Origin of the sequence: Okeania sp. SIO3I5 (assembly GCF_010672085.1) — a bacterium.
Classification (GTDB): Bacteria; Cyanobacteriota; Cyanobacteriia; order Cyanobacteriales; family Microcoleaceae; genus Trichodesmium.
Window position 1 is genome coordinate 1 of sequence record NZ_JAAHHT010000148.1, and the last position, 24,105, is coordinate 24,105.

Sequence of the window (24,105 nt, forward strand, 5' to 3'; positions counted from 1 at the left end):
CGGTGTAATATAGAATCCGGGTAATTAGTTATCGTATTACTGAGGAGTAATGAGTAATGAGTAATGAGTAAGGAGTTAGGAGTTAGGAGTTAGGAGTTAGGAGGTAGAAGTTAGGAGTTAGGAGTAAGAAAGGAAATGAAAATGCATAAATTTTTAAATTCGTGCTTCTAGCAAACACATATTTTAGTTGAGGATTTTTGAATGCGATTACTGTATAACCGGATTTTATATAATTTAGATAAAGAGTGTGGGGAGGGTGGGGAGATGGGGAGAGATAGAAAGATTTGGCAATAGCTGAAGATGGAATATTTTTTATACCTAACCTGAGCAGATTTGATATTACCTAACCATGTCCAATCGACTAAGAGAGGGAATGCTGACCAAGAGAAGAAATAGGGAGAAGTTGGAAAAATATTTCCGCGATCTTGATTCATCATCAGTCTACCTCCTAACCAATTCTTTCTTAGCTATATTTACTACAATTTAAGTTGCTAAACAACAAACAATCGATCTCGCATTTACAAGTTCAACTCCTCAAAGCTACAATTCTTCTCAACCTAAAAGTGAAGTTAAAACAATCAGCGGTGTATCAAAGTTAAACAAAGAGTAACAAAAAACTATGGAAACAAATCAAATTCTCAATCAATATACTGATAACTATTACGAGGTCAAGCAGATGGTAGCGGCCTTAGTTGAAAATAATCGCGATACACCAAACCTGACTAACTATGGTAGGGCAATCGCAGAACGTTGCTTACTAGAAGGAATACTGCAGAAAACCCTAAAAGAACTATCAGACATTAAATTTGCCCTAGATCAAGCAGCGATCGTTGCTATTACAGATCATAGAGGTATTATTCAATATGTAAATGATAAAGTTTATGAAATTTCTCAATATTCTAGTGAAGAATTAATTGGCAAAACTCATTCTATCCTTAACTCTGGATATCATCCCCGAGAATTTTTTAGAGATTTCTGGTCTACTATTAGCTCTGGTCAAGTTTGGAGAGGGGAAATTAAAAATAGAGCTAAGGATGGTAGTTTTTATTGGGTTAATACTACTATTGTGCCTTTTTTAAATGATTTCGGCAAACCCTATCAATACTTAGCTATTAGATTCGATATCACTGAACGTAAACGAGTAGAGGAAGCGCTACAAGAAAGCCAAAAACGAAACCATAGTCTTCTCAGTGCTATTCCTGACTTAATGTTACGTCTCAACTCAAAAGGAATTTTTCTTGATTACTATCCAGCAAAAGACGACGAAAATGCGCTTGAAGCATCAGAAGTATTAGGGAAAACTCTAGAAGAAATATTTCCCGAAGATTTAGCTGTTTGGACTCGACACTACTTACAGCTTACTCTCAAAACTGGTAAAGTGCAAGCAGGAGAATATTCTACTTTGATCAATGATCACCTCTATCATTATGAAGCTCGTTACGTTAAAAGTGGTACAGATGAAGTATTAGCAATTGTGCGTGATATTACAGAACGAAAACAAGGAGAAATTGCACTCCAACAATCCGAAAAACGCGAACGAGAAAGAGCATTACAATTAGAAAAAGCTTTAAAGGAACTACAAAATACTCAAGCTCAATTAGTACAAGCAGAAAAAATGTCTGGTTTGGGTCAAATGGTTGCTGGTATTGCCCATGAAATTAATAATCCTATTAATTTTATCTATGGTAATATTGTCCATACAAATAACTATATTAGAGACTTACTAGATTTACTGCAACTTTATCAAAAAAACTATCAAGAACCAGTATCAGAAATTCAAAATTTTGTGGAAGAGTCTGAAATAGATTTCTTGATGGAAGATTTGCCCAAAATAGTTGATTCAATGAATATGGGAGCGAATCGAATTAAAGAGCTAGTTTTATCTCTAAGAAACTTTTCTCGTCTTGATGAATCGGAGATGAAAAAAGTAGATATTCATTCTGGTATAGACAGCACTTTATTGATTTTACAACATCGCTTAAAATCCACACCCAAACTAACAAAAATTAGTATTGTTAAAGAGTACGGGGATTTACCCAATGTTGAGTGTTATGCAAGTCAGTTAAATCAAGTATTTATGAATATTATTGCTAATGCCATAGATATTTTAGAAGAACAAAAAATTCCTGGCATTATTACTATCAAAACAGAAATGAATCAAAAGTCACAAAGAAAAGCAGATCGGAATTGTCTGAAAATTTCTATTTCTGATAATGGTCCGGGTATTTCTGAGTCTGTACAAAAACGAATTTTTGACCCATTTTTTACGACCAAACCAGTAGGCAAGGGTACAGGTTTAGGGTTATCAATTTCTCACCAAATTGTTGTCGAAAAACATGGGGGAGAACTGAGATGTAGATCGAATCCAAATGGAGGTACTGTATTTGAAATATTAATTCCAACTTCTATCTAACATTTAAAACATACAATTCTTACCTTACTCGAAAGTAGCGAAAAAAATACCAGAGGTCATTTCAGTTATCAGTTATCAGTACCTCTGGCTGTTTGCGCAGCATGACCTAGGAAAGCATCGGGATTGAAATACGTATGGCAAATATTTTCTCTTGGTCGATTTATATTAAAACTCAAAAGTATCAGAACATACTTTATTGGCAATAGTGAATAGCTATTATCTAAAAAGATACAGCAAAACAAAAAATTAATTTACTAATCAAGGAGAAGATAATAGAAGACAAATTAATCTAAATTCTCAGCTATCTACAAGTATTCTACTAAGAGCAAGATTTGACTATCTACCAAAGAGAGGTAGGAATTATTTCAAACTCTCTAAGATCACATATTTATGCTCTTTTTGGCAATATTAGTTGTTAAAAATAATGACTAAGTTAAATCCTATTCTTTATCTAAATGTTGGTATAAGACCCGCGCTCTCCATCCCCCCTAACCCCCCTTTGAAAGGGGGGAGGGGAGCGGAGGGATGGGAATACCAACCCATGCTATAGTATAGCAACTAATATTAGTAACGGGTCGATAAAATTGAAAGCCAGGTACAAATACCGCATCTATCCAAACCATGTTCAAATAACGCGCATTAATCAACTATTTGGTTGTTGTAGATATGTTTGGAATCAAAGTTTAGCATATTGTCATCAATTATATGCTAATGGTCAAAAGAAACCAAGTTACGTTGATTTAACTAAGCAATTCATTACCCAGGTCAAGCAAGAATTAGTTTGGTTAAAAAAAGTCGCATCTACTCCATTACAACAGTCTCTCAAGGATTTAGACCAAGCTTACAAAAATTTTTTTGATAGTTGCAAAGGTAAACGAAAAGGTATTAAAGTTAAAGCACCATTATTCAAGAGTAGAAAGTCAAAGCAAACTGCAAGATTTGTAGGTGCTAATTACAAAATTGGTCAAGACACAATCTATCTACCAAAGGTAGGTAAGATTAAAATAGTTTGGTCTAGAAAATTACCTGCTGAACCTAGTTCTCTAACAATAATCAAAGATTCGGCCAATCGTTATTTTGCTAGTTTTGTAGTAGATATAAATCCTGAGTCTTTGCCTAAAACTAATAATTCAGTAGGAATTGATTTGGGGATTTCGACTTTTGCAACTTTGAGTAATGGAGAAAAGTTTGAAGCACCAAAACCTCTCAAGCAAAACCTTAAAAAGCTAGCTAAATTTCAACGTAAATTTGCCAAAACGGAAAAAGGAAGTAAACGTCGTGAAAGACGTAGATTAAAAATAGCTAAACTTCATGCTAAAATCAAAGACATTCGTACAGATTTCTTGCACAAATTATCAACTGATTTAGTCAAAAAATATGACACCATTGTTCTAGAAGACTTGAATGTTTCTGGAATGGTTAAAAACCGTAAGCTAGCTAAAGCAATTAGTGACTTAGGATGGCGGCAATTCAGAACTTTAACTGAGGCCAAATGCGAGAAATATGGTAGGGAATTTAGAGTTATTGACAGATGGGAACCTACTACAAAAAAATGTTCTAATTGTGGTTTTAAAGGTGGTAAAAAGCAACTCAATGTTAGGGAATGGACTTGTTTAAATTGTGGTACATCCCATGATAGAGATGTCAACGCTGCGGTAAACATTTTAGAAATCGTTCAACCAAAAACCAAGGTTGAAACTAAAGCAACAGAAAATCCCGTACAGTTATCACTTTTTGCACTCAGTCGCCGAGGGGCACTCGGAGACAATTAAACGGACACGGAGGAAGCGTCAGACTGGCAAGCCAGCATTTTTCAGTGAGGTGTCAACCCGCTCTGAGTCATTCATTCAGCTTAGTCTGTTTGAGTGATGGATGGGAATCCCGCGCTGTCTCGCAGAGCAGCGTCGGGAGGATGTCAAGCCTTCCTAAAGAAGTCATAACCATCCAGTAACTAGCACAAATAATCTATTTAAACTTGCTTTTAATATCAGGTAAAGTGCCAGACTGCAACAGACAAGTTTTGCCTAGAGCTGAAGTTGCAGTTTATATCAAATCCGCTTGCTTTGGAGCATTATCAGAAACCGGGTTTGTGGGAAATCAATGCTAGTTTTGTAGAGCATTTGATATCAACCCGGTTTCTCTGTATTTTTATACTAATACCACCGGATTTGATATTATGTAGCAGTCGAAGCAAAGGTTAGGATATTTATCAATGTTCAAACTCAGTCAGGGATGACTTTTAACTTTTGCCTTTTGACTTTTGACTTGCCCGTAGCGCTATATTACCAATAAAAGGTATGAAAAAGCGGATTTATAGATACTGTACAGCTAAGTTGCATTAAGTTGTTAAGCTGAGGTAGCTGTTATGCCGGCAAAAGATTTTCTCAGTTCAATGCAAAAGAAAAGATTGCAGAAAGCTTTGCGAGAGGGCAGTTGCTCTCATTTCCGAGAAAGAGTATTAATGTTACTCCTATTAAATGACGGAAAAACCTATTCAGAAATTTCTGGGTTTATCGGTTGTTCTTATAGAACAGTTGCTTATTGGTGTGTACATGGAGATCCAGATCAATTAGATAGTTTACGAGATCGGCGAGAGCATGGTAATTTTCGTAAAGCTACAGAAGAATATATTCAGTTATTGATAGAAGTTACAAAAAAATCTCCTTACCAGTTAGGTTATGAATATAGCAACTGGAGTGGAGAACGTTTAGCAAATTATCTTGCTCAACGAACCGGAATTAAACTTAGTGGTACTCAAGTTAGGAGAATTCTCAAACAAAAAAATATTCATCTTCCTAGAGGTAGAATACAACTTGAGAGTCGAACAAATCATGTTAGTAATAAACTTCATGGAAATGTTAACCAGCAATCTCAATAATTAGATGAGAAGTTGATATTTGGGGGCTAAATGCCAATCAATATATATTGAAATTTATGATTTAAGCATTGCTCCTTTTCTTTTTTTATTTCAAATTAGTATTAAAAGTCAACTTAAAAATACTAACTATTGCAAGTTAAATGTATAAATATTCTGATTTGCTAAATAACCTATTAATTACTTTTTTTTAAAAAATAAAGATAATATTAATTTGCTCATTATGAACATATAATCTAAAAGATTTATGAAATATTAAGGTTTATTAAAGGTATCAATTAAACTTAAATTAAAATACTTAAATCAAATTTAGATTGAGATTTTAACTCTTTAGATAGTTAGTTGTACAGCAATCAGGGGCTAGTAACTGTTGGCGAAAATCTGGTATTATCTATAAAAATCTTGGTGGACTGGATAGCGCCGACGTTGCCAGTGGAATAAGGAATAGAACAGATTATTTATAGAAAATCATAGATTTATATAGAAAGTCATAAGTTTCTAAGAACGGAAATCAACTTACAGATGACAAGCAGTATGACTAACACCTAACTGCTCAACCGTAAAAACACGCGCTTGTTATGACTCACAAAATCACTGAAAACTGTACCGGATGTGCCACCTGTGTGCCCCAAAGCCAGTGCCCAACTGGTGCGATAGTTGTCGAAAATGAACAATATTCTATTAATCCTGAACTGTGTAATAGTTGTGAGGGATATCACGAAGAACCTCAATGTGTAATTCACTGTTCTATTAGTAGTCCTATTCCTACCCAACCCAAAAAAGGTAGATATAAGACGGAGAGAAGAACACCCACAAACTCTGACTTATTTCCCGATGGCAAACACAGTCCCTTTGCTTCTTCTATAGTAATCTGGGAAGCTTGCAACATTCTAGCGCAGAGACGATCGCTACCTTGGACAGTAGATGGAGAAGGTAAACTGATTTATCAACGTTCTATTAAGCAAGGTCAGGGTTCAATTAGTTTCAGTATCAAAGATTTGGATAGTCTATCCCAAACTACAAATAATCTAACTGCTCTACCCGAAATGGATATCAGGGCAGCTTGTATGAACCTAATTTATGCTGCCCATGCCACAGTTATTGACAAGCCATGGGAGCAAGAATTTGTGATTAGCGATCGCCAAATAGAAAGGTACCTGGGGCTAGAAAAACGCAAAGACTTATCTAAAGCGACTAAACTGAGTTTAATTAAAAATCTCGCTCAACAACCTTGCAAAATTACCACTACTATTGACTGGCCACAGCAAGGCAAAATCAATGCCTTCTCATTGCCAGAAAGTCAACTGTGGCATATATTAGAAATTCAACATCACTTTTCTGAAGATTCTACAGGATGCAAACATCTTGTTGGTCTGACTTTTAGAGTTAGAGCTGGTATCTGGGCTAAGTATTTCCTCAATAAGGAAGCTTGCAAAGAGCGCACAGCATTTTATCAATATGGGATTTTACCTAAGTCTGTATTAACTACTGTAATGAGTATTTGGCAGCAACATGAAGGAACTGCTCGAATGCTGTTATGGTTACTATTCAAAACTAAGATGGGTAGGGAGCAAAGATTGACTGTACCCACCTTAATGCGAGTTGCTTATGGCGAAGAAAAGGTCAGACAAGCATCTTCTTTTAGAGACGATCGCAAACGACTAATGAAAACTTTTGAGAGCGATTTGGAGGTTCTCAGTCATTATGGGATTAAACCTGAATTTGATCCGGTAACTTACCCCGAAGAAATTCAACCAATGTGGGCAAAGTTAGCAGATTTACCTGATGACGGTGATGCAGCTTTGGATTTTTGGATTGATGATGGCAGTAATAATCAGAGATTAACAGATCGCGGTCCGAGGGGTAAGTGGAATATGTTAATGAATGCTCGTATCCTGTGGTTTCAACTTCCCCAGGAATGGGATCGACACTTGGTAGAATTTGAAAAACAGAAGTTACGTTATAATAATAAGCGCAAAAGAACGAAAAAGCTTTCTGCGATCTGTGGGGAACAGATTATGATGGCTAGGAAAAATCAACAGTTAAGTCAGAGACAGTTGGCAACTATGTTGGGAAAAAGCCAAAGCTGGATTAGAGATATTGAAAGTGGCCGGTTTCAACTTAAGGGCGAAGATCAGATGTTATTACAGAATGTTTTGGGTTTGGGAGGATAGGGAAGTCAGAAGTCAGTAGGGGCGATTCGCGAATCGCTCGTACAGAAGTTATTTTTGTAACGGGGATTTTAAGCAACTCTCTAAAAACATTTTTTAAGGGGATGAAAAAAATTAACTTCAGTATTTCAAGCCTCCGACTTTAGTCGGAGGTACTGATAACTGATAACTGATAACTGGTAACTGAAATGACGATCAGGACTTACGCATAAGGTACAAAAAACTAGGATTTGAGATTGCCTCCCTGTCGATCGCTTCGGACGAAAATACCTTACACTTGCGTCAGTCCTAATCATAATGTTTACTTTCTTTTCTTCAAAACACCACTGCAACCTGCAGCACCTAAAGCTAATAAACTGAAAACAGCAGTTGGCTCGGGTGTAGATACTGGGGTATATGGACGTAAAGTGTATATAACATCTCCTGAACCACCTTCTTGCCCAGGAATATCATATGTAAAGAAAGCGTCACTAGAGTCAACAAAGCCTTCTACAAAAGAGAATTCAGCATCTGTTCCAAAAATCAATCCCAGAAAGTCGCCATCAAAAAACACAACTTCAGGAAAACCATCAGTTTCACTGTAGTTGAAACCTAGAAAATCGAAACTCAGTTCCGATACAGATAAAAATTCGTTACCAATTCCAGTTAATGTAGAATCATCAAATTCAAAAAATCCAGAATAGGTCCCAGCTAAGGAACCGTCTAAGTTATTAACTTCAAAATCATAAGTAATTGAAGCAGCATTCACAGCATTAGTATTCAGGACTGATAAGCTGAAAACTGTACTTGTAGCAATAAGAAAGCATTTTTGAAATATATTAGTCATGGTTTTATTTGATAAATGTTTACAGTTGGATAGAGTCTGAGGGTAAGCGATCGCCTACCTAATCTGATCGCTCTTGATATAAATAGGACTTACGCACGCGAAACCGGGTTTTTAGGATAAATCGTTGTTTTGGCAATAAATATCTACAAAAAACCCGGTTTCTGGGTTGATCTGCGTAAGTCCTGATCAATTAAAAAATGAAGTTATCTGAGTTATTGAGAGCTACAGGAGTAACTCCTTGAACTACCAAAAAGGAACGAGCTCTACCAGAACCCGCAGAACCATCTGTATCGACAGTCACTATAGTATCTGTGTCCCTAGAGCTAAAGCCAACGTAACCTTCAGCAATGGGATCAGTACCTGTATAGCCAACACTATCTAATACTCCAGCTAGGTCAATTTTATCGCTACCAATCTCAAAATCAGTAATGATATCTCTTGCATCTACAATGCTAGTGTAAACGAATGTATCGTTACCACCACCACCAGTGATAGTATCTCCACCTTGTAAACCAGTAATTGTATCGTCGCCATCGGTGCCAATCAAATTATCTCGACTACTTGTTCCTTCTATTATGTTAGTTTCCTCTTCATCAATAGGAGTTTCTATCGGAGTACCTATCGCTGCGAGGATTGCATCTACTACTTCGGAGGCATTGGCAGGATTAAAAAATTCTCCTCCGGTTTCAGTAGCGAGGTTTTGAAAATCTGTAGAAGCAGCAGAGTTGCTGCCAACCATAATTGTGAATATTTCTACAGGAACTGTTGTCGAAGTACCGTCAGATTCTGTGGTTTGTAAGGCAAAGCGCGTGACGGCCAAGTTATCATTAACGCTGCTAGTCTCAATATCACTTGCTATTGAGGACGCAGAAAGGCTGCTAGCAGAACGGGAAACCCCGACATCGGATGCTAGCTCTAGCACTTCAGATAGAAGTTCGGGGTCGTCCGCAGGTTCGTCACCAAATAGAAAGATGCGTCGGGCAGTCGCTTCCTCGCGCCATTCTCCTGCACTGCCATTAAGTGAGTGTATTAAAGCACCATTCACCGGTTCATAACCGCCACTAATTGAAATGCTATTGATGGCATTGATGGCTGCAGTTTTTCGGTCTTCGATTTTTGGTTGCTCGGTGAAGGAGAGATAGGTTGTTGGGCCGGAGTCATTATATCCAACGACAGATATCCGAGAATTAAGCAAGCCGCGATCTTCATCAAAAATCTCATCAATGATTTGGCTAGCTGCAGCTTTAACTGCCTGCATATCGTCGCTCATGCTACCAGTTCTGTCAATGACGAGGAGATATCTTGCCCCGAAATGAGATCAACCGTTTTGTCTGAAAATTGTGCAAATTCTACCCTTCTTAAGGTATCGATACCATCGCGGTCTTTTACTTTGTCTTCTATCGTAACTACACCGTCGCTAAAACGTTCAATCTTGTACTCGGAGCTTGGGCCCTCATAGACGGAGGTATCGAACAACCCTGCCAGCGATCCTGTTATTGTGTCATTGTCCTTGCCACCAATTAAGATCTTTTTACCTTTAACTGCATCAAGTTCTAGTTTGTCGTTTCCATCACCACCGATAAGAACACTACCATTCCCCAGAAAACCTGTAAGCTTTGGAGCATTAAAATCTGATTGAGACAGTTCATCATCTTTTTCCGTACCATAGAAAATTGGTCGGTCTGCGCTATCTAAGAATTTAGTCACGCCCTTCTCAAATAAATTATCTGACAGTTCACCCATGCCTAATCTTAAGGGAACTCCGCTAAGTACAATATTAGTTTCCTCAAAATTATCTTTTATGAACGCAACATCTTTGTTATAGGTTTCGCGATTGTATGTAACTGGCTTAATTGATCCCTGATTAATATAATCAAAATATACTGTTCGACCAATTCCAGAGGGATCTACTCTTGGTTGAAGAATTGCATTACCAAAATCAGTAACATCCCCACCCCCCTTAAAATCAAAGTTATCTCGATCTATTATACCTTCATCATCATTTGGAGGAGAGAAGTCTAGTTCTTCTTCAACTTCCCGAGGTTCGATAGCAAAATTTATTATCTCTCTTGTTATCTTTCCTGTACCATCATCTTTAACCACAAATTCTGCTTTGTCGGAAATCTTATATTCTTGGGAGTTATAAAGGTAAACTCGTTGTACATAGTCATCAGTTCTTTTATCTTTCCAGTTATAATGCTTCATGTTCCAGCCATAACGGTCTAACCCAAGTGCTTGTCCTATTTCTGCTTTACTATAAGGAGCTGTACGAGGTGCAAAAAAGTTATCTTCATCGAAAAACCCTTGTACCAATTCAAACTGAGGCCCGAGAGCAAACCTTCCAACAGTCTCCATAAACTTTGTCGCATCAATTGGAATCATAATAGGATGCTCTACTTCTGCTGGTCGAATCCAGTTGTCATCTACCAAATCCTCTTGTTTTGGAGTTGATTTCTGTCCGTACAAGTACCAATTTGTTATTGTTTCAACTGCTAGCGGGTCTTTTAATTCATCAACTATATTCGGTATCGGTGTTTGTTTTGTCATGATTTTATTGCTCCTATTGTATATTGACTAGAAATTTACGTTTGAAATGTTTTCCCTTTTATGACGTTTGTAACTTGAGATTACGCTTCAATAAGATGGCTCCCTAAGATAGTGGCGCTGTCCACAATTTTGCTGAATAACTTGCCAGTTTACTTCCGTCGATCTTCGCTTACCATTTTCATCGAGATAATAAGAGGTATAATTCAGAATTGTAATTTCTCCGCTATCAAAATCGGTGATGCGTTCCCAATCCCAACGAGGAGTAATAGCATAAGAAATAATAGCGCAGCAATCGGGGTTACTCTCCAAAAACTGTCTAAAGCTTTCGTATGGTATGCTTTCGTAATATTGCCGCCCATTTTCATTATTTTGCTCATCCCTGATGGAAATATAACCTGGCTGATTTATTCTCTCAAATACATATCTATATCTTTCCTTATCACTTAAATAGCGCATCTTCGCGAAGCAAAATCCCGAATAATTTAAACCTGCGTAGATCGTAAAAAGAGCTAATGACACTCCTAAAAATGTGCCACAACCTAAAAGAATTTTCATGTTTAATTACCTTTGGCTTCAGTATTCAGTATTCAGATGCAGGCCGAATCAAGCTTTCATCTGCCAGATTAGTTGGAGTTGTTTCCTGTCCGTACAAGTACCAATTTGTTATTTCATTTACTGCTAACGGTTCTACTGGTGCTATCGGTCCTGTCAGCATAATTTTATTGCTCCTATTGTATATTGGCTAGAAATTTACAATTTGAACTAAGTTCAAATATTTGTCATTGTATGAGGTTTGTCAGTTAAGATTAAGCTTCAAGAAGATGGCTCCATTCGCAAGTTGAGATTACGCTTTATTCAAGAAGATGGCTCCAGAATATACCAACGTTGTCCACAATTTTGCAGAATAATTTGTCTTTTTGATTCCCGCGATCTTCGTTCGCCATTTTCATCTAGATAGTAAACGGTATACTTCATAACTGTCACTTCTCCACTATGAACACCTGTGATGCGTAACCAAAGACTAGCAATGCCAGAAGGACGGACAGTGCAGCAGTCGGGGTTACTCTCCATAAACTGCTCAAAGCTCTCGTATTTTATTCGTTTATAACGTTGCCCCCCATTTTCATTATTTTGCCTTTCAGGAATGAAAGTGGTATCTAGCTGATTGAATCTCTCAAATTCTTTTCTAAATTTATCCTCATCACTTAAATAGCGGATCTGCGCTAAGCAAAATCCCGAATAATTTAAACCTGCGTAGAGCATAAAGAGACCAAATGACACTCCCAAAAATGTGCCACAGCCAGAAAGAAATCGGTTATCGTCTTCCATTTTCATACAGATAGTTAATAGTATTAAGTCCTGTATCTTTTAGCTTGCTTGTCACCCCAGGGCAAACGCATCTCAATTTCCTTCAATGAGTACCATCTTTAAACCTTAGACTAAACACCAGGATTTATCAGAATGTCCTAACTTATATTATTTAATTCCGACGCTGTAAGTATAACAATAAATTAATTGAATTATAAGTATTATTATTTTTTTATTGACATATAAATTATTCTTTTTGATAGACAAATACTTAAGTTAAATAAATAGTCGTGCACAATAAATTTCTTAGTTGAGATAGACTACAAAAGAAAGGTAATATGTAACAAATAACAGGTAAAAAGCAACAAAAAATAAGTAATATGCAACAAATAACAGGCAAAAAGCAACAAAATTTCAACTATGATCTGTAATTAATTTTCCATATAAACTTATCTATACAAATTTAACTACAATTTATGTTTATAAAAGTTAAAAGTAAAATTTTTTTCCAAAAAAATACTCGGTATTTCCCAGTTTATATATCAATTTTTTTGATGACATCAATAATTTTTATTCGGTATTCCCGCAACGTAAGCACATCTAAATGCGATCGCTAAATATAAAAAGAAAAATTCTCAAATAGATCCAAACAAGGTTGAAGAAAAAAACAAAATTATCTCAGTTTTTTGAGTTATGCGATCGCGACTGCTAGATTATTGATCTCAACATTAGAAAGATTTTATTAGCAGCAAATTGAGGTATTGTATTTATTGATCGTACCTTAATACCCCTAGCCCCTCAAGTTGTACTAACCAACTAAAGAGGATATCAATTAATTTTTTGCTGTATCAAAAAACACATTTTAGTGAGGATAACTGCAAAAGCCAATCTGATAGTCCAGACTGTTACAGTTATAGTGAGTGGAGCTTAAAAGTTCCATGCCAATTACGGGAATATTGTGACTACACTCAGACCATTATTACTAGGAATTTCCTTGGATTTTCAGTTACGATAATTGCTAGAATTAACCTACCATTTATTAGTGGGGTGGGCTTCGTGTTTCTTTCTTTAGACTGCTATAATAGAAAGCTATATTAATCCCAATCTATAAAATTGAAAATAAAACTATAATTTTTAGTTAAATCAGAAAAAATTGTTGTTTCCAATAACTATGAAAAACTATGGATCAGTCACCAATATCAAAAGCCTTAATTGCCGGACTAGCAGCTACTTTATTTTTCAGTATTAGTTTTATATTACTAGAATATACAATAAAAGGAAGTATTATATTTGGTGTAATTGGAGGAATTTCTGCTGGATTATTAGGGTTTTGGTTGCAAATAGAATCAAGACCAGAAATTCCAGAAAAAGAAGATGCTGAACCTGTGGATTCTCCCGCACCATCAAAACCAAAACCAACAATTAAACCATGGCCTAAAACACCTAAAGAACGTAGCGGTGTTTCTGTATTGAGTTGGTTTCTCAGGCACAGTCAAATATCCTCAAAATCTAGAAAAAAATACTAATAATTAAAGATCGTAGTAGGGTTTGAGCCACAACTATAGATATTGCTAAAGCCCTACTACAAACAAAAATAACTTATTATCCGAACATTATAATAATTATTAATTTCAACCCCCTATTAATGGCAAAGTATTATTTAATTACTGAATTATAAATGTTTTTGTTTCTCTCTAAATTACTCCCTTTATTTATCTATCCATTAGGATTATCTTGCTTACTAATGCTGATAGCTTTTGTGTTGTTATGGTGGTATCCCAAATGGTCAGCATTAGTAATTTTTCTAGCATTTACAGTAACACTTACTTTTAGTAATTCTTGGGTTTCTCAAGGACTGATTAAATCTTTAGAATGGCAAAATTTACCACCAAAAGAGTTACCTTCGGCAGAAGCAATAGTTGTTTTAGGAGGTGGCATTAAACCAGCTAATTCGCCCCGCCCTTGGGTAGATTTTAGTGAAGCAGGGGACAGAATTTTACATGGAGTGAGATTATATCAACAAGGTAAAGCACCTTTTCTGATATTAAGTGGAGGTAGAGTTGATTGGAAAGATGGAGGAAATCCTGAGTCGGGAGATATGGCAGAAATTGCAGAATCTATGGGAGTACCAAAAACAGCAATTTTACAGGATACTGACTCTCTAAATACTTATCAAAATGCTGTTAATGTTAAACAAATTTTAGAAACAAAAGAAATAAAAGGTTCTGTATTGTTGGTAACTTCAGCACTCCATACTCCACGTTCTTTTTTGATATTTAAAAAACAGAAAATACCAGTAATTCCAGCACCAACAGATTTTTTAGTTACCGAAAGAGACTTGCAGGAAAAAATAGATAGTTGGCAAGGTATTTTGTTAAATATTATTCCTGATGCTGCCAATCTACAAAATTCGACTAAAGCTTTAAAAGAATATATAGGTATGATAGTTTATCGTCTGCGGGGTTGGTTATAATCAAAACGTTGCTATAGATTAATCCATAGGAGTTACTTGAGATGCAGCCAGAATTAAGAGGCATTTTTCCAGAAGCAAATTCAACTGTTACAGAAATTTGTCAAGTTTATCAAACTACCCAGGAATTTTATCAAGAAGTTAAATATAGAGAAGACTTTAAAAATTATTGTCAGTGGTATTATGCGGTAGCAGAAGAACATCAAAAAGAATTACAAAAAATGCAAAATGACATCAATATTTTCGGTTTTTTCTTAAAATTAATTTATCCTTCTTGTAGTAGTCAGTAGTCAGTAGTCAGTAGTCAGTAGTCAGTAGTTAGTAGTTAGTAGTTAGTAGTTAGTAGAAATAGGAATTGATAGGACGTAGGAGTTAGAATTGTTCCTCAATTTCTGTGTCCAACTATGCGTCTAAAATACTAACATTTTCAGGCTTTTCAACTCAAAATATCCCACTTTTTCAATACTCAAAAAGGCAAAAAGCTTGATCTGTAAACACTTTCAGATTTACAGCGCTTTTCAGATTGATGAACCACATCGCCATAACAGAAATCCTGTAGGGGCGAGCAAGCAAATCGCCCCTACTGTGGTTTACCGAAATGAAAACCACTGTAATTAGCAAGCCCTAACTATAATGAGACTTATAATATTATCAAAACTTACGCAAATTCTGAAAGAATACCCTATCCCCAGGGGGCGAATGCCATTCGCCCCTACTAAATATGGCGGTTCTGCGTAAGTCCTGATTATATTCGGATAATTCAGTTATAAAAAAGTATTAGTTTGTAATTGGGCTTGAGCCAGCTAAATATGTATCTGGGTTTAAAGCCCAACAAAACAAATAGACCAATTATTAAGTATTCAAGCGAACATGATATAAAATCAGATCGAAAGCTATTTCTACTTACTACTAAAAATATCCTAAATATTTATTAGACATTTCCGAAAATTAAAAATAAAATCAATTCTTATCCATAAATTATCTATTCTTTCTTCCTGTTCCCAGTTAAGTGTTCCCTGTTCCCTATTTTCTGGAGATGTCTATTGAATAAAGATTAAGAATTAGGAGAAACTGGAGGTTCCGAAGGCTCAGGTATCATAGGACTCTGCCAAGGTGCAGGAGAATCTCCAGGAGACTGAAAATTTTCCCAATTTCGCCATACCGCTATAATTGCTCCTACCAATAAGATCGATAATAAACCAACCATAAACATCCAGGGTTTTAACCAGGAAAAATCTTGGAGTTGTTCCAACTGAGGCTCAAGTTCAGGGTTGCCTTTAGGCTGAGGTTGAGGTTCCGATACTTCTTCATCATTACTATAAAGAAGTTCTTTAGAAGCTTCAGACAATTCTGGTATAAAAACTTCCCTTACCGGGGGTGATGCCGTAGGAATATTTGATAAGATTAACTGCTCTGGAGAAAGACGATAGTGGACAAGCACTACCGAAGTATTATCGTGACCATTTTTCTCATTCGCCAAATTAATTAGAGACTCAACTGCTTGCTTCAGAGAAATTTCACCCCGGAGAACCTTGGGAGTATATTCAACCCAAGAATTCTCAACCCAATCATTATCACTCAAACCATCCGAACATAGAAGTAATAAACCCTCCTCTTCAATCAAAAATCTTTGAATAGTGGGACGAATAAACTCTCCATCCCTTGTACCCAAAGCCTGAATCAGAGCCCCCCCATCGCGACGTTGTAATGCCTGCCAATACAGAGAATGACCCAGACGCACCTCCCTAGAAGCTACATTATCATCCACAGTCAACAACTGACAGCCATTTCTACTTAGCCAATAGGCACGACTATCCCCCACATTAGCTATATACAACTCATGGGCATTATTTGGATTTAACTCTGAGGAAGGTTTTACCTGTTGGGGTAACTGTAGTGCCATAACTAATGTTGTACCCATCCTCTGTCGAGATTCTCTTCCTTGTTCGTCATTCTCCGTGGCAATCATATTATTGACTACCCGAATAATTTCCTCGAGTTGTTTAGTTACCAAATCTGGAGATGTTAACTCCTGTTGTTGTTCTACCTCTGTTAATAGGTTTTGAACTAATCTTTTAATGGACTGTACTGCTAGTTGACTAGCTACCTCTCCCCCATCATGGCCACCGACTCCATCACAAATCATTGCTAAATGGGGTACTAGCTGATTATTAGCTAAATCTTGTTCTGTAGGATAACAACAATCCTCATTATGCAGACGCACAGGGCCAGTGTCTGTAGCCCCCATTATTTGAAAACTTAGTGGTAATTCGGCTGCCTGCTCTAATAGTAGTTGGTTTAATTTCGGAGCGATCGCCTCTAGAGATTCCCCTATATCACTAATCATCTGACAAATCTCTGTCAATGGTTCTTGAATTTGAGGATGAGCGGTAGGAATTAAATTTGACCAAAAAATCTTGAAATCCCTAAGTTTAGTATTATGGGTTTGTAGGTCCAACTCTAAAAGTCGTAACCGCCAACCTTCCACCCGTAAATTATTTGTAAATAAACTAGAAGCTACACCTTGTTCCGATAGAGGTTTCCATAACTGCATCATTTGCCATAACCAGTAGACTTGACGTACGGGAGTTGCCGTGGGCCAAGCTTCCACAAGAGCAGGAAACAATTTACCTTCAGAGTCTAGAGGAACGTTATCTAATAACAGAATATCTCTAGGATAAGTTTCTTCTCCATGTTGATAAAAACCATATACCTCTGGGGTATGGAGCCTCTGAGGATATAAGTGTAGATAAGGCATAATATAATCTGGCAACTCCTCATAAATAAACGGAAGATCGCCAGGTTTAGTATCTAGCCAAACTTGTGGAGCTACAACATAGTAGCGATCGCTCAATAATTCCCCTACAGAAATCTCAACCTCTGGAGCAACCGCCCATAAATAGCGATAGATTAATTTAGTTTGGCAAGCTTCACACTCTTGGTTACCCCAGGAGTTAGACGGATTGGGACAATTAATATTTGGACAATAAATTAGTGGGGTAGAAGTCATTTCAGTTATCAGTTATCAGTTATCAGTTATCAGTTATCAGTACCTCTGGCTCAACCATCGGGATTGACATAAGGAAATTAATTTTCTCTTAGTCGATTGGATATGGCGCCGGTAACCCATCCATCTCGCGACTGCTTTTTCATCCCCCTCAAAGAGGAGCCTAATAACCTTATTTTTTGGTAATCATAGAATTAAGTCACAAGTCTAAAGTTAACAATCAAAAGTCAAAAGTTATAATATTTAAAAATTAATTTGAGAATTTTTGTAAGGAATTGTTTTTTTTGCTGTTGATGAATAAATTAGGAGGTTTTCAGAGGACTTTCTCAAAGTCAAAACGCAAAGATATATTGAGATAGAAGCTATCTTGATAAATTTCAAAATAAACTGATCGTATACCTAATTATTTGTCAAGGTATGATTATAGGTAGTGATGTCACCAAATTATAGTAATTTTTCCGTAAAATTACTAATAAATCTAACCTTACCGAAAAATTAAGGTATAAAGCCTCTCCATTTATGGAGAAGAAGAGGTAATTATTAATTATTAATTGTTAATTATTAATTATTGAACACATTTATCCATGCTCTTAAGTCTAACGATATTTTGGTTACTAGCTGGGGCAATTCTTTGTTTTTTAGAATTTCTTGTACCCACGGCCTTTGTTGAATTTATGATGGGACTAAGTGCCTTTGTTGTGGCACTCGTGTCTCTCATAATTCCTAGTATGAGTCTACAGGTAGCCTTGTGGATGATTTTTTCTGTAGCTTTTATTTTTGCTTTACGTCGTCTATTGCCCCACCGTACAGTAACTACTATTACTGATGCTAAGGAAGCAGAAACTTTAACAGAAATATTACCAGGTCAGCCAGGTAGGGTACTTTATGAAGGTAATTCTTGGCGCGCTAAATGTGACGATTTAGATAGTATTATCGCTGCTCAAGAAAAGGTTATCGTCGTTAGACGAGAAGGTAATACTTTATTTGTATTGCCAGAAAATTTATTAAATTCTTAGTAAGCATTCAGTAGTCAGCTATTAGCTATCAGCTATTTATTTGAGTTTTAGATAAAAGCTTTATTCATTGAGGGAAATTGAATTCTACTAGAAAAGCCGACTTTAAAGGCTATATTCATTTAAAGCTCCTCCTTAAGGTTTGGATATTATTGCTGAGAGCTGACCGCTAATAGCTGAATGCTTACATTTATCTTCCCAACCAAAATCAATTCAAATAACAACTAATTTAGAAAATTAGGAGATGAAAAATGGAACAGTTTTTTTTACTCGTATTTTTAGCTTTAGGTGGTTCAAGTCTAGCCGGAAGTGTCAAAGTTATTAATCAAGGAAATGAAGCTTTGGTTGAAACTTTAGGAAGATATAATGGTAGAAAATTAGATGCTGGTTTGAAATTTGTCATCCCATTTTTGGATAGAATTTCTTATCAAGAAACTATTCGGGAAAAAGTATTAGATATTCCACCTCAGCCATGTATTACTAGAGATAACGTAGCAATTAGTGTAGATGCTGTAGTTTATTGGCGGATTATGGATATGGAAAAAGCCTTCTACAAAGTAGAAAATCTCAAATCTGCAATGACTAATCTAGTTTTAACTCAAATTCGGGCAGAAATGGGTAAATTAGAATTAGACCAAACTTTTACAGCTCGTACAGAAATTAATGAAGTATTACTCAGAGAATTAGACATTGCTACTGACCCTTGGGGAGTAAAAGTAACTAGGGTAGAATTACGGGATATTAGCCCCTCCAAAGCAGTACAAGATTCTATGGAATTACAGATGACTGCGGAACGGCAAAAACGGGCAGCAATTTTAACTTCAGAAGGGCAAAGAGATTCTGCAATTAACTCTGCCAGAGGTAAGGCAGAATCACAAGTTCTTGATGCTGAAGCTCGTCAAAAAGCAACTGTTTTAGAAGCAGAAGCCCAACAACAGGCAATTGTCTTGAAGGCTAAAGCCGAACGTCAATCTCAAGTATTGAGAGCTTCTGCAACTGCTGAAGCATTGGAAATTATTACTAAAACCCTCCGTGAAGACCCCAATGCTAAAGAGGCACTACAATTTTTATTAGCTCAAAATTATCTGGATATGGGTCAGAAGATCGGTAGTAGTGATAGTAGTAAGGTTATGTTTATGGACCCACGGAATATTCCAGCAACTTTAGAGGGTATGCGTTCTATTGTGACAGATGGCAAAAACTCAGTTAGCAGTTAGCAAATTGAATTTAGAATTTAGAATTTAGAATTGAAAAATTTAATAATTCTAAATTTTAGATTACATCAAAATTGAATTGAGAATTAAGAAATACAGCATATTTCAGACAAATGAGGTACGAGGTAAATAATGAAAATATGGTAGTTTCGGGATATTACCCACAATCGGTGTACCTCATAACAACGGGAAGCGCTGTATCTTCAAATGGAATTTAAAATTTAGAATCTTAATTATAAATTCTAAATACACCTATCACAAAGTCCAAAAAACTCCAAAGTGTGATAAAAAATCTTAAATTTGTGGGACTGCTGCAATTTGTCCTCAAAATCATGGACAGGACATTCATTAATGGGTATAGAAGTCCCACATTTAACACAAGTAATATGGTGTTGGTCTTGCTGTATAGAACTATAAACAGATTCACCATTAGCTAAAGTCCTGACAATTACTACACCCTCTTGCTTGAGAGCATCCAGAGAACGATATACTGTTGCTAGTCCCAGAGGTTTGTCACATCTACGTAGTTTTGAATAAATTTCCTGAGCAGATAGCGATCGCTTCTCGGTTTTTAGTAGTTTTAAAACACGCTCTTGAGACCGGGTGCGATTGATTTTCATGGCCAATATAGTTAATTTGGGTAGAACTTATAGCGCAACTCAAAATTCAAAATTCAAAATTCAGGCATTAATTGCTGATAGTAGCTCGACTATTTACCGAATAATTAATAATTAAATAATTCAGCCCAGTCAAAATTCAAAATTCAGGCATTAATTGCTGATAGTAGCTCGACTATTTACCGAATAATTAATAATTAATAATTAAATAATTCAGCTTGATTAGCCTCCCCAATAAAGGGTAAAAAGCGGTCGTTAGCGGAGCTTCCCGTAGGGAGGGATGGATAGGTGACCGGCGCCATATCCAATCGACCAAGAGAAATAAATTTTTTCCTTTTAGTCAATCCTCTCCCTAAAAGTGAGAGGTAATTATCAATTATCCATTATCCATGATCAATTATCCATTAATGAAAAATGTCCACGCCCTTTGCTTCGACTGCAATAACAGATAATATCTAAAAATAGTTCAATTAAAATCTAAAATTTTGTACTAAGGTGACAAAAAAATATCAGGCACATATATATGTTACTCTAAGACCATCTGTTTTGGACCCTGCTGGTACCGCAATTCAATCTGGGTTAGCACAGATGGGACATGAAAATGTAGAACAAGTTAGAATTGGTAAATATATTGATTTGAAACTTCAGGCAACGGATGAAGCAACTGCTAGAGAACAAATAGAATTAATCTGCGACCGATTATTGGCAAATCCTGTAATTGAAAATTATCGTTTTGAATTAGAGGGAGTAGGGAACAATTAACAATTAATAATTATTTCTCCCTTTTAGGGATAGGATTGACCAAGCAAGAAGGAAAAACTTGAATAATTATTCGGTAATGGGAAAGAAGAAATTATTTCTGCCTAATAATTGATTTGATTTTTTATTATTGGAGATATCTATTAAGAAACCGGGTGGGTTTGTGGGAGATAAATGTCAGCATGGTAAATCTTATACAAACCCAGTTTCTGGGTAAATCCTAGAGCTATTTTGTTTCTATCGCTAAGAAAGAATTGACTCTTGAAAATTACTGATGATAAATCTCAGACTAGGAAATGTTTTTCATGCCTGTTCCCTGTTCCCTATTCCCTGTTCCCTGCTATAGCAATCAATTAGTTAAATTAATTTAAAATTAATATGAAATTTGGCATTATTATGTTTCCTGGTTCCAATTGCGATCGCGATGTAGCTTGGGTAACTCAGGGATTATTGGATCAAGCAACTCGCATGGTTTGGCATCAAGAAGAAGATATTTCTGATGTGGATGTAATAATTATTCCTGGAGGTTTTAGTTATGGAGACTATTTAAGATGTGGAGCGATCGCCCGTTTTTCGACCATAATGAAAGCAATTATTAACCACGCTCAAAAAGGTAAGTTAGTTTTAGGGATCTGTAATGGTTTCCAGATATTGACAGAAATAGGGTTATTGCCTGGGGTATTGGTGCGAAATCAGAAATTAAATTTTATCTGCAATCAAGTTTTTGTCAAAGTAGAAAATTCTGAGACTCCTTGGACATCTGTTTATAGAACAGAAGAAATAATTACTTTGCCAATAGCTCATGGGGAAGGTCGTTATTATGCTGATACCGATACTTTGCAAGAGTTGGAGAATAATCATCAAATTTTATTTCGTTATTGCACAAAAAATGGTGAAATTACTCAACAAGCTAATCCCAATGGTTCCCTGAACAATATTGCTGGTATCTGCAACCGTCAAGGCAATGTGTTGGGAATGATGCCTCATCCGGAGAGAGCATCAGACCCAATGTTAGGTAATACAGATGGCATTAAGTTATTTGAAGGTTTATTAATGGCCGCGAAAGTTACAGCAAGAATTTAACCTTTAACTTCTGACTTCACCTATATCTAGCAGAGAAACCGGGGAAAGTATCAAATGCTTTACACTTACTGACATTAACCTCCCACAAACCCGGTTTCTGATCTACGGGCGATTCTCTTCGCCCCTCGGAAGTAAGCGGATTTGATATTATAAAAAGTCTTGGAAGACGGAAAAAATCTAGGAATTATTACTTTGAGCAACTGTCCTATAATAAACAGGACTAAAGCCATGCGAACCCAGAAACCCGGTTTCTCGTAGATGTTTATTGTCAAAAACAACAATTTATCGTAGAAACCGGGTTTCTTTGCGTAAGTCCTAATAAAGCTTTATGAGATAAATTCAGGATCTACGCAGGTGAACCCAGAAATAGAAACCGGGTTTTTTCCTCAATGTTTATTGTTAAAAACAATGATTTATCCTAAAAACCCGGTTTCTTTGCGTAAGTCGTGAAATTGTCAACTAAATCAATTCTCCACACACATCCGCCAAGTAACACAAAGCTCTAAACCTCAAATTAATTAGTTCATTGTAAAGAGGGTTAAGTTTGCACATAGGAGGAATGTGAAACAAAACATGACCAAAAAAAGTGATATCGCGCTCAAAGGGGCACTGACTTGGAATTAATTTACATAAAAATCTGGCGAATTTGGGATTATTAATTTCTATACTATCTAGCCATTTTCTCAAAAGTTTTAATGGCTTAAATTTAGGAACTGTAGATAATAGACGACTGGTCATAGGATTTAGAATGTTAGTGTTTTGATACCTCATTCATACACGTGTTACTTCGACTATATCGTGGATGTTTCAAAGGCTTTCTACTTATTTCTACAATGTATTTTTTCGTGTTACCGGAAATACAATATTTGAGTCTTGACGTTTTGCTTCATAAAACTGATACAATACGTCATAAAAAGTGAGTTATTGATCGGGACTTACGTAAAATATTAAGTCGCACACCACCTGTAGGGGCAAATGCCATTTGCCCCTACTAGGTACAGCGGTTATGCGTAAGTCCTGTTGATGTGTACGGACTAAGCATGGTTAGTCCCTAGCTTCTAGTACGGACGCCCTTATGCAACGTCCCTACGTCGGCGGTTACTCATCCACAGACATCAACAGTCAAGCCGACTGCATTTCTTAAATTAATACTTGCGTTTAAATCTGGATCTATTGACAAGCTACACTTCTTGCAGTCATAAGTTCTCAGATTTATAGCGCTTTTTACTCATGTTGACTACAAAACTTCTGCCTACTGCCTTGAAGCCAAAATCTCTGTATTCTATGTTAATGAGTTAATGAAAACTGCTATAATGGCATATCTTGAATCTGACCACAGTTAGAGCAAGTTTTTGATAATGGAAAAAACCTTTAAACTACTACTAACTCAGAGCCTTTAGCTATTTGCGCAACATTCTGGCACGGAAATGCTTAAAGCTATATAGCACAAGTAATACAAAAGCAGTTCTAGAAGGATTGGGCTTTCAACCCAAATTTTCGGTAACTTATTTTGTCACCTAATTTGATTTTCACACTAATGGTGCTAATTGTTGCTTTTTGATTCTTTACAACTATAAATATAATCAATAAAATTAATATTTTTTACTAATACTATAAATATTGATCAAAACTATATTCCATGATAAAGATAATATGGGCAATTTTTATAAAAAATAGCCAGACCAAGAGCCTACAGCGGTTTTCATTTAAGTAGACCACAGTAGGGGCGAATGGAAGAAAGCCCTTACAGGGTTTTGGTTATGACAGTGTGGTTCATTAATCTGAAAAGCGCTGTAAAAAGT

20 protein-coding genes are annotated in these 24,105 nt (G+C 36.2%); 11 read left to right on the forward strand and 9 right to left on the reverse strand.

Annotation, left to right across the window (positions count from 1 at the left end; all coding sequences use genetic code 11):
- Positions 1–619: 619 nt before the first annotated feature.
- The 4 genes from F6K40_RS26370 (at position 620) to F6K40_RS26385 (ending at position 7,462) form a co-directional block, all read left to right on the forward strand.
- Entirely contained in the window at positions 620–2,413 is a 1,794-nt protein-coding gene (locus tag F6K40_RS26370) for a PAS domain-containing sensor histidine kinase (protein WP_293140070.1), read from the forward strand.
- A gap of 584 nt (positions 2,414–2,997) precedes the next feature.
- A complete protein-coding gene (locus F6K40_RS26375; protein WP_293140071.1) occupies positions 2,998–4,185 on the forward strand; it encodes an RNA-guided endonuclease InsQ/TnpB family protein in 1,188 nt (395 codons plus the stop codon).
- A gap of 593 nt (positions 4,186–4,778) precedes the next feature.
- Positions 4,779–5,291 (forward strand): helix-turn-helix domain-containing protein, encoded by a 513-nt coding sequence (locus tag F6K40_RS26380; protein WP_293140072.1) that lies wholly within the window; start codon positions 4,779–4,781, stop codon positions 5,289–5,291.
- A 575-nt stretch (positions 5,292–5,866) separates the two neighbouring features.
- Positions 5,867–7,462, forward strand: a complete 1,596-nt coding sequence (locus F6K40_RS26385) for a helix-turn-helix domain-containing protein (protein ID WP_293140073.1) — start codon at positions 5,867–5,869, stop codon at positions 7,460–7,462.
- 298 nt (positions 7,463–7,760) lie between these two features.
- Here F6K40_RS26385 and F6K40_RS26390 read toward each other — a convergent pair whose 3' ends face one another.
- From F6K40_RS26390 to F6K40_RS26415, 6 genes are all read right to left on the reverse strand, one after another.
- A complete protein-coding gene (locus F6K40_RS26390; RefSeq protein ID WP_293140074.1) occupies positions 7,761–8,285 on the reverse strand; it encodes a PEP-CTERM sorting domain-containing protein in 525 nt (174 codons plus the stop codon).
- Between the two features lie 190 nt (positions 8,286–8,475).
- On the reverse strand, positions 8,476–9,555 hold the full coding sequence (locus tag F6K40_RS26395) for a type I secretion C-terminal target domain-containing protein (RefSeq protein ID WP_293140075.1): 1,080 nt from the start codon (positions 9,553–9,555) through the stop codon (positions 8,476–8,478).
- Positions 9,552–10,832, reverse strand: a complete 1,281-nt coding sequence (locus F6K40_RS26400; protein WP_293140076.1) for a hypothetical protein — start codon at positions 10,830–10,832, stop codon at positions 9,552–9,554. Before F6K40_RS26400 ends, F6K40_RS26395 begins: the two co-directional genes overlap by 4 nt.
- A gap of 87 nt (positions 10,833–10,919) precedes the next feature.
- Positions 10,920–11,387: a hypothetical protein gene (locus tag F6K40_RS26405; RefSeq protein WP_293140077.1), complete on the reverse strand. Its 468-nt coding sequence runs from the start codon at positions 11,385–11,387 to the stop codon at positions 10,920–10,922.
- Between the two features lie 25 nt (positions 11,388–11,412).
- Complete coding sequence (locus F6K40_RS26410; protein WP_293140078.1) at positions 11,413–11,547, reverse strand: hypothetical protein; 135 nt, start codon at positions 11,545–11,547, stop codon at positions 11,413–11,415.
- Between the two features lie 140 nt (positions 11,548–11,687).
- Entirely contained in the window at positions 11,688–12,161 is a 474-nt protein-coding gene (locus F6K40_RS26415; protein ID WP_293140079.1) for a hypothetical protein, read from the reverse strand.
- Between the two features lie 1,160 nt (positions 12,162–13,321).
- Here F6K40_RS26415 and F6K40_RS26420 point away from each other — a divergent pair.
- The 3 genes from F6K40_RS26420 to F6K40_RS26430 all read left to right on the forward strand — a co-directional run bounded on the left by F6K40_RS26420 (position 13,322) and on the right by F6K40_RS26430 (position 14,900).
- The gene (locus F6K40_RS26420) at positions 13,322–13,666 is read left to right on the forward strand and encodes a hypothetical protein (RefSeq protein ID WP_293140080.1); all 345 of its coding nucleotides are present in this window, start codon (positions 13,322–13,324) and stop codon (positions 13,664–13,666) included.
- A 152-nt stretch (positions 13,667–13,818) separates the two neighbouring features.
- A complete protein-coding gene (locus F6K40_RS26425) occupies positions 13,819–14,613 on the forward strand; it encodes a YdcF family protein (RefSeq protein WP_293140081.1) in 795 nt (264 codons plus the stop codon).
- A 41-nt stretch (positions 14,614–14,654) separates the two neighbouring features.
- Positions 14,655–14,900, forward strand: a complete 246-nt coding sequence (locus F6K40_RS26430; protein ID WP_293140082.1) for a hypothetical protein — start codon at positions 14,655–14,657, stop codon at positions 14,898–14,900.
- Between the two features lie 764 nt (positions 14,901–15,664).
- Here F6K40_RS26430 and F6K40_RS26435 read toward each other — a convergent pair.
- Positions 15,665–17,620, reverse strand: coding sequence for a PP2C family protein-serine/threonine phosphatase (locus F6K40_RS26435; protein WP_293140083.1), 1,956 nt, complete (start codon positions 17,618–17,620; stop codon positions 15,665–15,667).
- A gap of 671 nt (positions 17,621–18,291) precedes the next feature.
- Here F6K40_RS26435 and F6K40_RS26440 point away from each other — a divergent pair.
- A complete protein-coding gene (locus tag F6K40_RS26440; protein ID WP_483143778.1) occupies positions 18,292–18,633 on the forward strand; it encodes an NfeD family protein in 342 nt (113 codons plus the stop codon).
- Positions 18,634–18,881: 248 nt separating this feature from the next.
- Positions 18,882–19,847, forward strand: coding sequence for an SPFH domain-containing protein (locus F6K40_RS26445; protein ID WP_293140085.1), 966 nt, complete (start codon positions 18,882–18,884; stop codon positions 19,845–19,847).
- A gap of 239 nt (positions 19,848–20,086) precedes the next feature.
- On the opposite strand, the gene F6K40_RS26450 is transcribed toward F6K40_RS26445, so the two are convergent.
- Positions 20,087–20,464, reverse strand: coding sequence for a Fur family transcriptional regulator (locus F6K40_RS26450; RefSeq protein WP_293140086.1), 378 nt, complete (start codon positions 20,462–20,464; stop codon positions 20,087–20,089).
- A gap of 492 nt (positions 20,465–20,956) precedes the next feature.
- On the opposite strand from F6K40_RS26450, the gene purS reads away from it, so the two are divergent.
- Entirely contained in the window at positions 20,957–21,223 is a 267-nt protein-coding gene (gene purS, locus F6K40_RS26455) for a phosphoribosylformylglycinamidine synthase subunit PurS (RefSeq protein ID WP_293140087.1), read from the forward strand.
- Positions 21,224–21,598: 375 nt separating this feature from the next.
- Positions 21,599–22,303 (forward strand): phosphoribosylformylglycinamidine synthase subunit PurQ, encoded by a 705-nt coding sequence (purQ, locus tag F6K40_RS26460; protein WP_293140088.1) that lies wholly within the window; start codon positions 21,599–21,601, stop codon positions 22,301–22,303.
- Between the two features lie 459 nt (positions 22,304–22,762).
- On the opposite strand, the gene F6K40_RS26465 is transcribed toward purQ, so the two are convergent.
- Positions 22,763–23,041, reverse strand: coding sequence for a Mo-dependent nitrogenase C-terminal domain-containing protein (locus F6K40_RS26465; protein WP_293140089.1), 279 nt, complete (start codon positions 23,039–23,041; stop codon positions 22,763–22,765).
- Positions 23,042–24,105 lie beyond the last annotated feature (1,064 nt).

What these genes read in the sequence shown, in the direction of transcription:
- F6K40_RS26370 (WP_293140070.1), top strand. Translation starts at nt 620, where the DNA reads ATGGAAACAAATCAAATTCTCAATCAATATACTGATAACTATTACGAG.
- purQ (WP_293140088.1), top strand. Translation starts at nt 21,599, where the DNA reads ATGAAATTTGGCATTATTATGTTTCCTGGTTCCAATTGCGATCGCGAT.
- F6K40_RS26425 (WP_293140081.1), top strand. Translation starts at nt 13,819, where the DNA reads ATGTTTTTGTTTCTCTCTAAATTACTCCCTTTATTTATCTATCCATTA.
- F6K40_RS26410 (WP_293140078.1), bottom strand. Translation starts at nt 11,547, where the DNA reads ATGCTGACAGGACCGATAGCACCAGTAGAACCGTTAGCAGTAAATGAA.
- F6K40_RS26415 (WP_293140079.1), bottom strand. Translation starts at nt 12,161, where the DNA reads ATGGAAGACGATAACCGATTTCTTTCTGGCTGTGGCACATTTTTGGGA.
- F6K40_RS26440 (WP_483143778.1), top strand. Translation starts at nt 18,292, where the DNA reads ATGATGGGACTAAGTGCCTTTGTTGTGGCACTCGTGTCTCTCATAATT.
- F6K40_RS26465 (WP_293140089.1), bottom strand. Translation starts at nt 23,041, where the DNA reads ATGACCAGTCGTCTATTATCTACAGTTCCTAAATTTAAGCCATTAAAA.
- F6K40_RS26450 (WP_293140086.1), bottom strand. Translation starts at nt 20,464, where the DNA reads ATGAAAATCAATCGCACCCGGTCTCAAGAGCGTGTTTTAAAACTACTA.
- F6K40_RS26445 (WP_293140085.1), top strand. Translation starts at nt 18,882, where the DNA reads ATGGAACAGTTTTTTTTACTCGTATTTTTAGCTTTAGGTGGTTCAAGT.
- F6K40_RS26435 (WP_293140083.1), bottom strand. Translation starts at nt 17,620, where the DNA reads ATGACTTCTACCCCACTAATTTATTGTCCAAATATTAATTGTCCCAAT.
- F6K40_RS26420 (WP_293140080.1), top strand. Translation starts at nt 13,322, where the DNA reads ATGGATCAGTCACCAATATCAAAAGCCTTAATTGCCGGACTAGCAGCT.
- F6K40_RS26380 (WP_293140072.1), top strand. Translation starts at nt 4,779, where the DNA reads ATGCCGGCAAAAGATTTTCTCAGTTCAATGCAAAAGAAAAGATTGCAG.
- F6K40_RS26430 (WP_293140082.1), top strand. Translation starts at nt 14,655, where the DNA reads ATGCAGCCAGAATTAAGAGGCATTTTTCCAGAAGCAAATTCAACTGTT.
- F6K40_RS26395 (WP_293140075.1), bottom strand. Translation starts at nt 9,555, where the DNA reads ATGAGCGACGATATGCAGGCAGTTAAAGCTGCAGCTAGCCAAATCATT.
- F6K40_RS26405 (WP_293140077.1), bottom strand. Translation starts at nt 11,387, where the DNA reads ATGAAAATTCTTTTAGGTTGTGGCACATTTTTAGGAGTGTCATTAGCT.
- F6K40_RS26400 (WP_293140076.1), bottom strand. Translation starts at nt 10,832, where the DNA reads ATGACAAAACAAACACCGATACCGAATATAGTTGATGAATTAAAAGAC.
- F6K40_RS26385 (WP_293140073.1), top strand. Translation starts at nt 5,867, where the DNA reads ATGACTCACAAAATCACTGAAAACTGTACCGGATGTGCCACCTGTGTG.
- F6K40_RS26390 (WP_293140074.1), bottom strand. Translation starts at nt 8,285, where the DNA reads ATGACTAATATATTTCAAAAATGCTTTCTTATTGCTACAAGTACAGTT.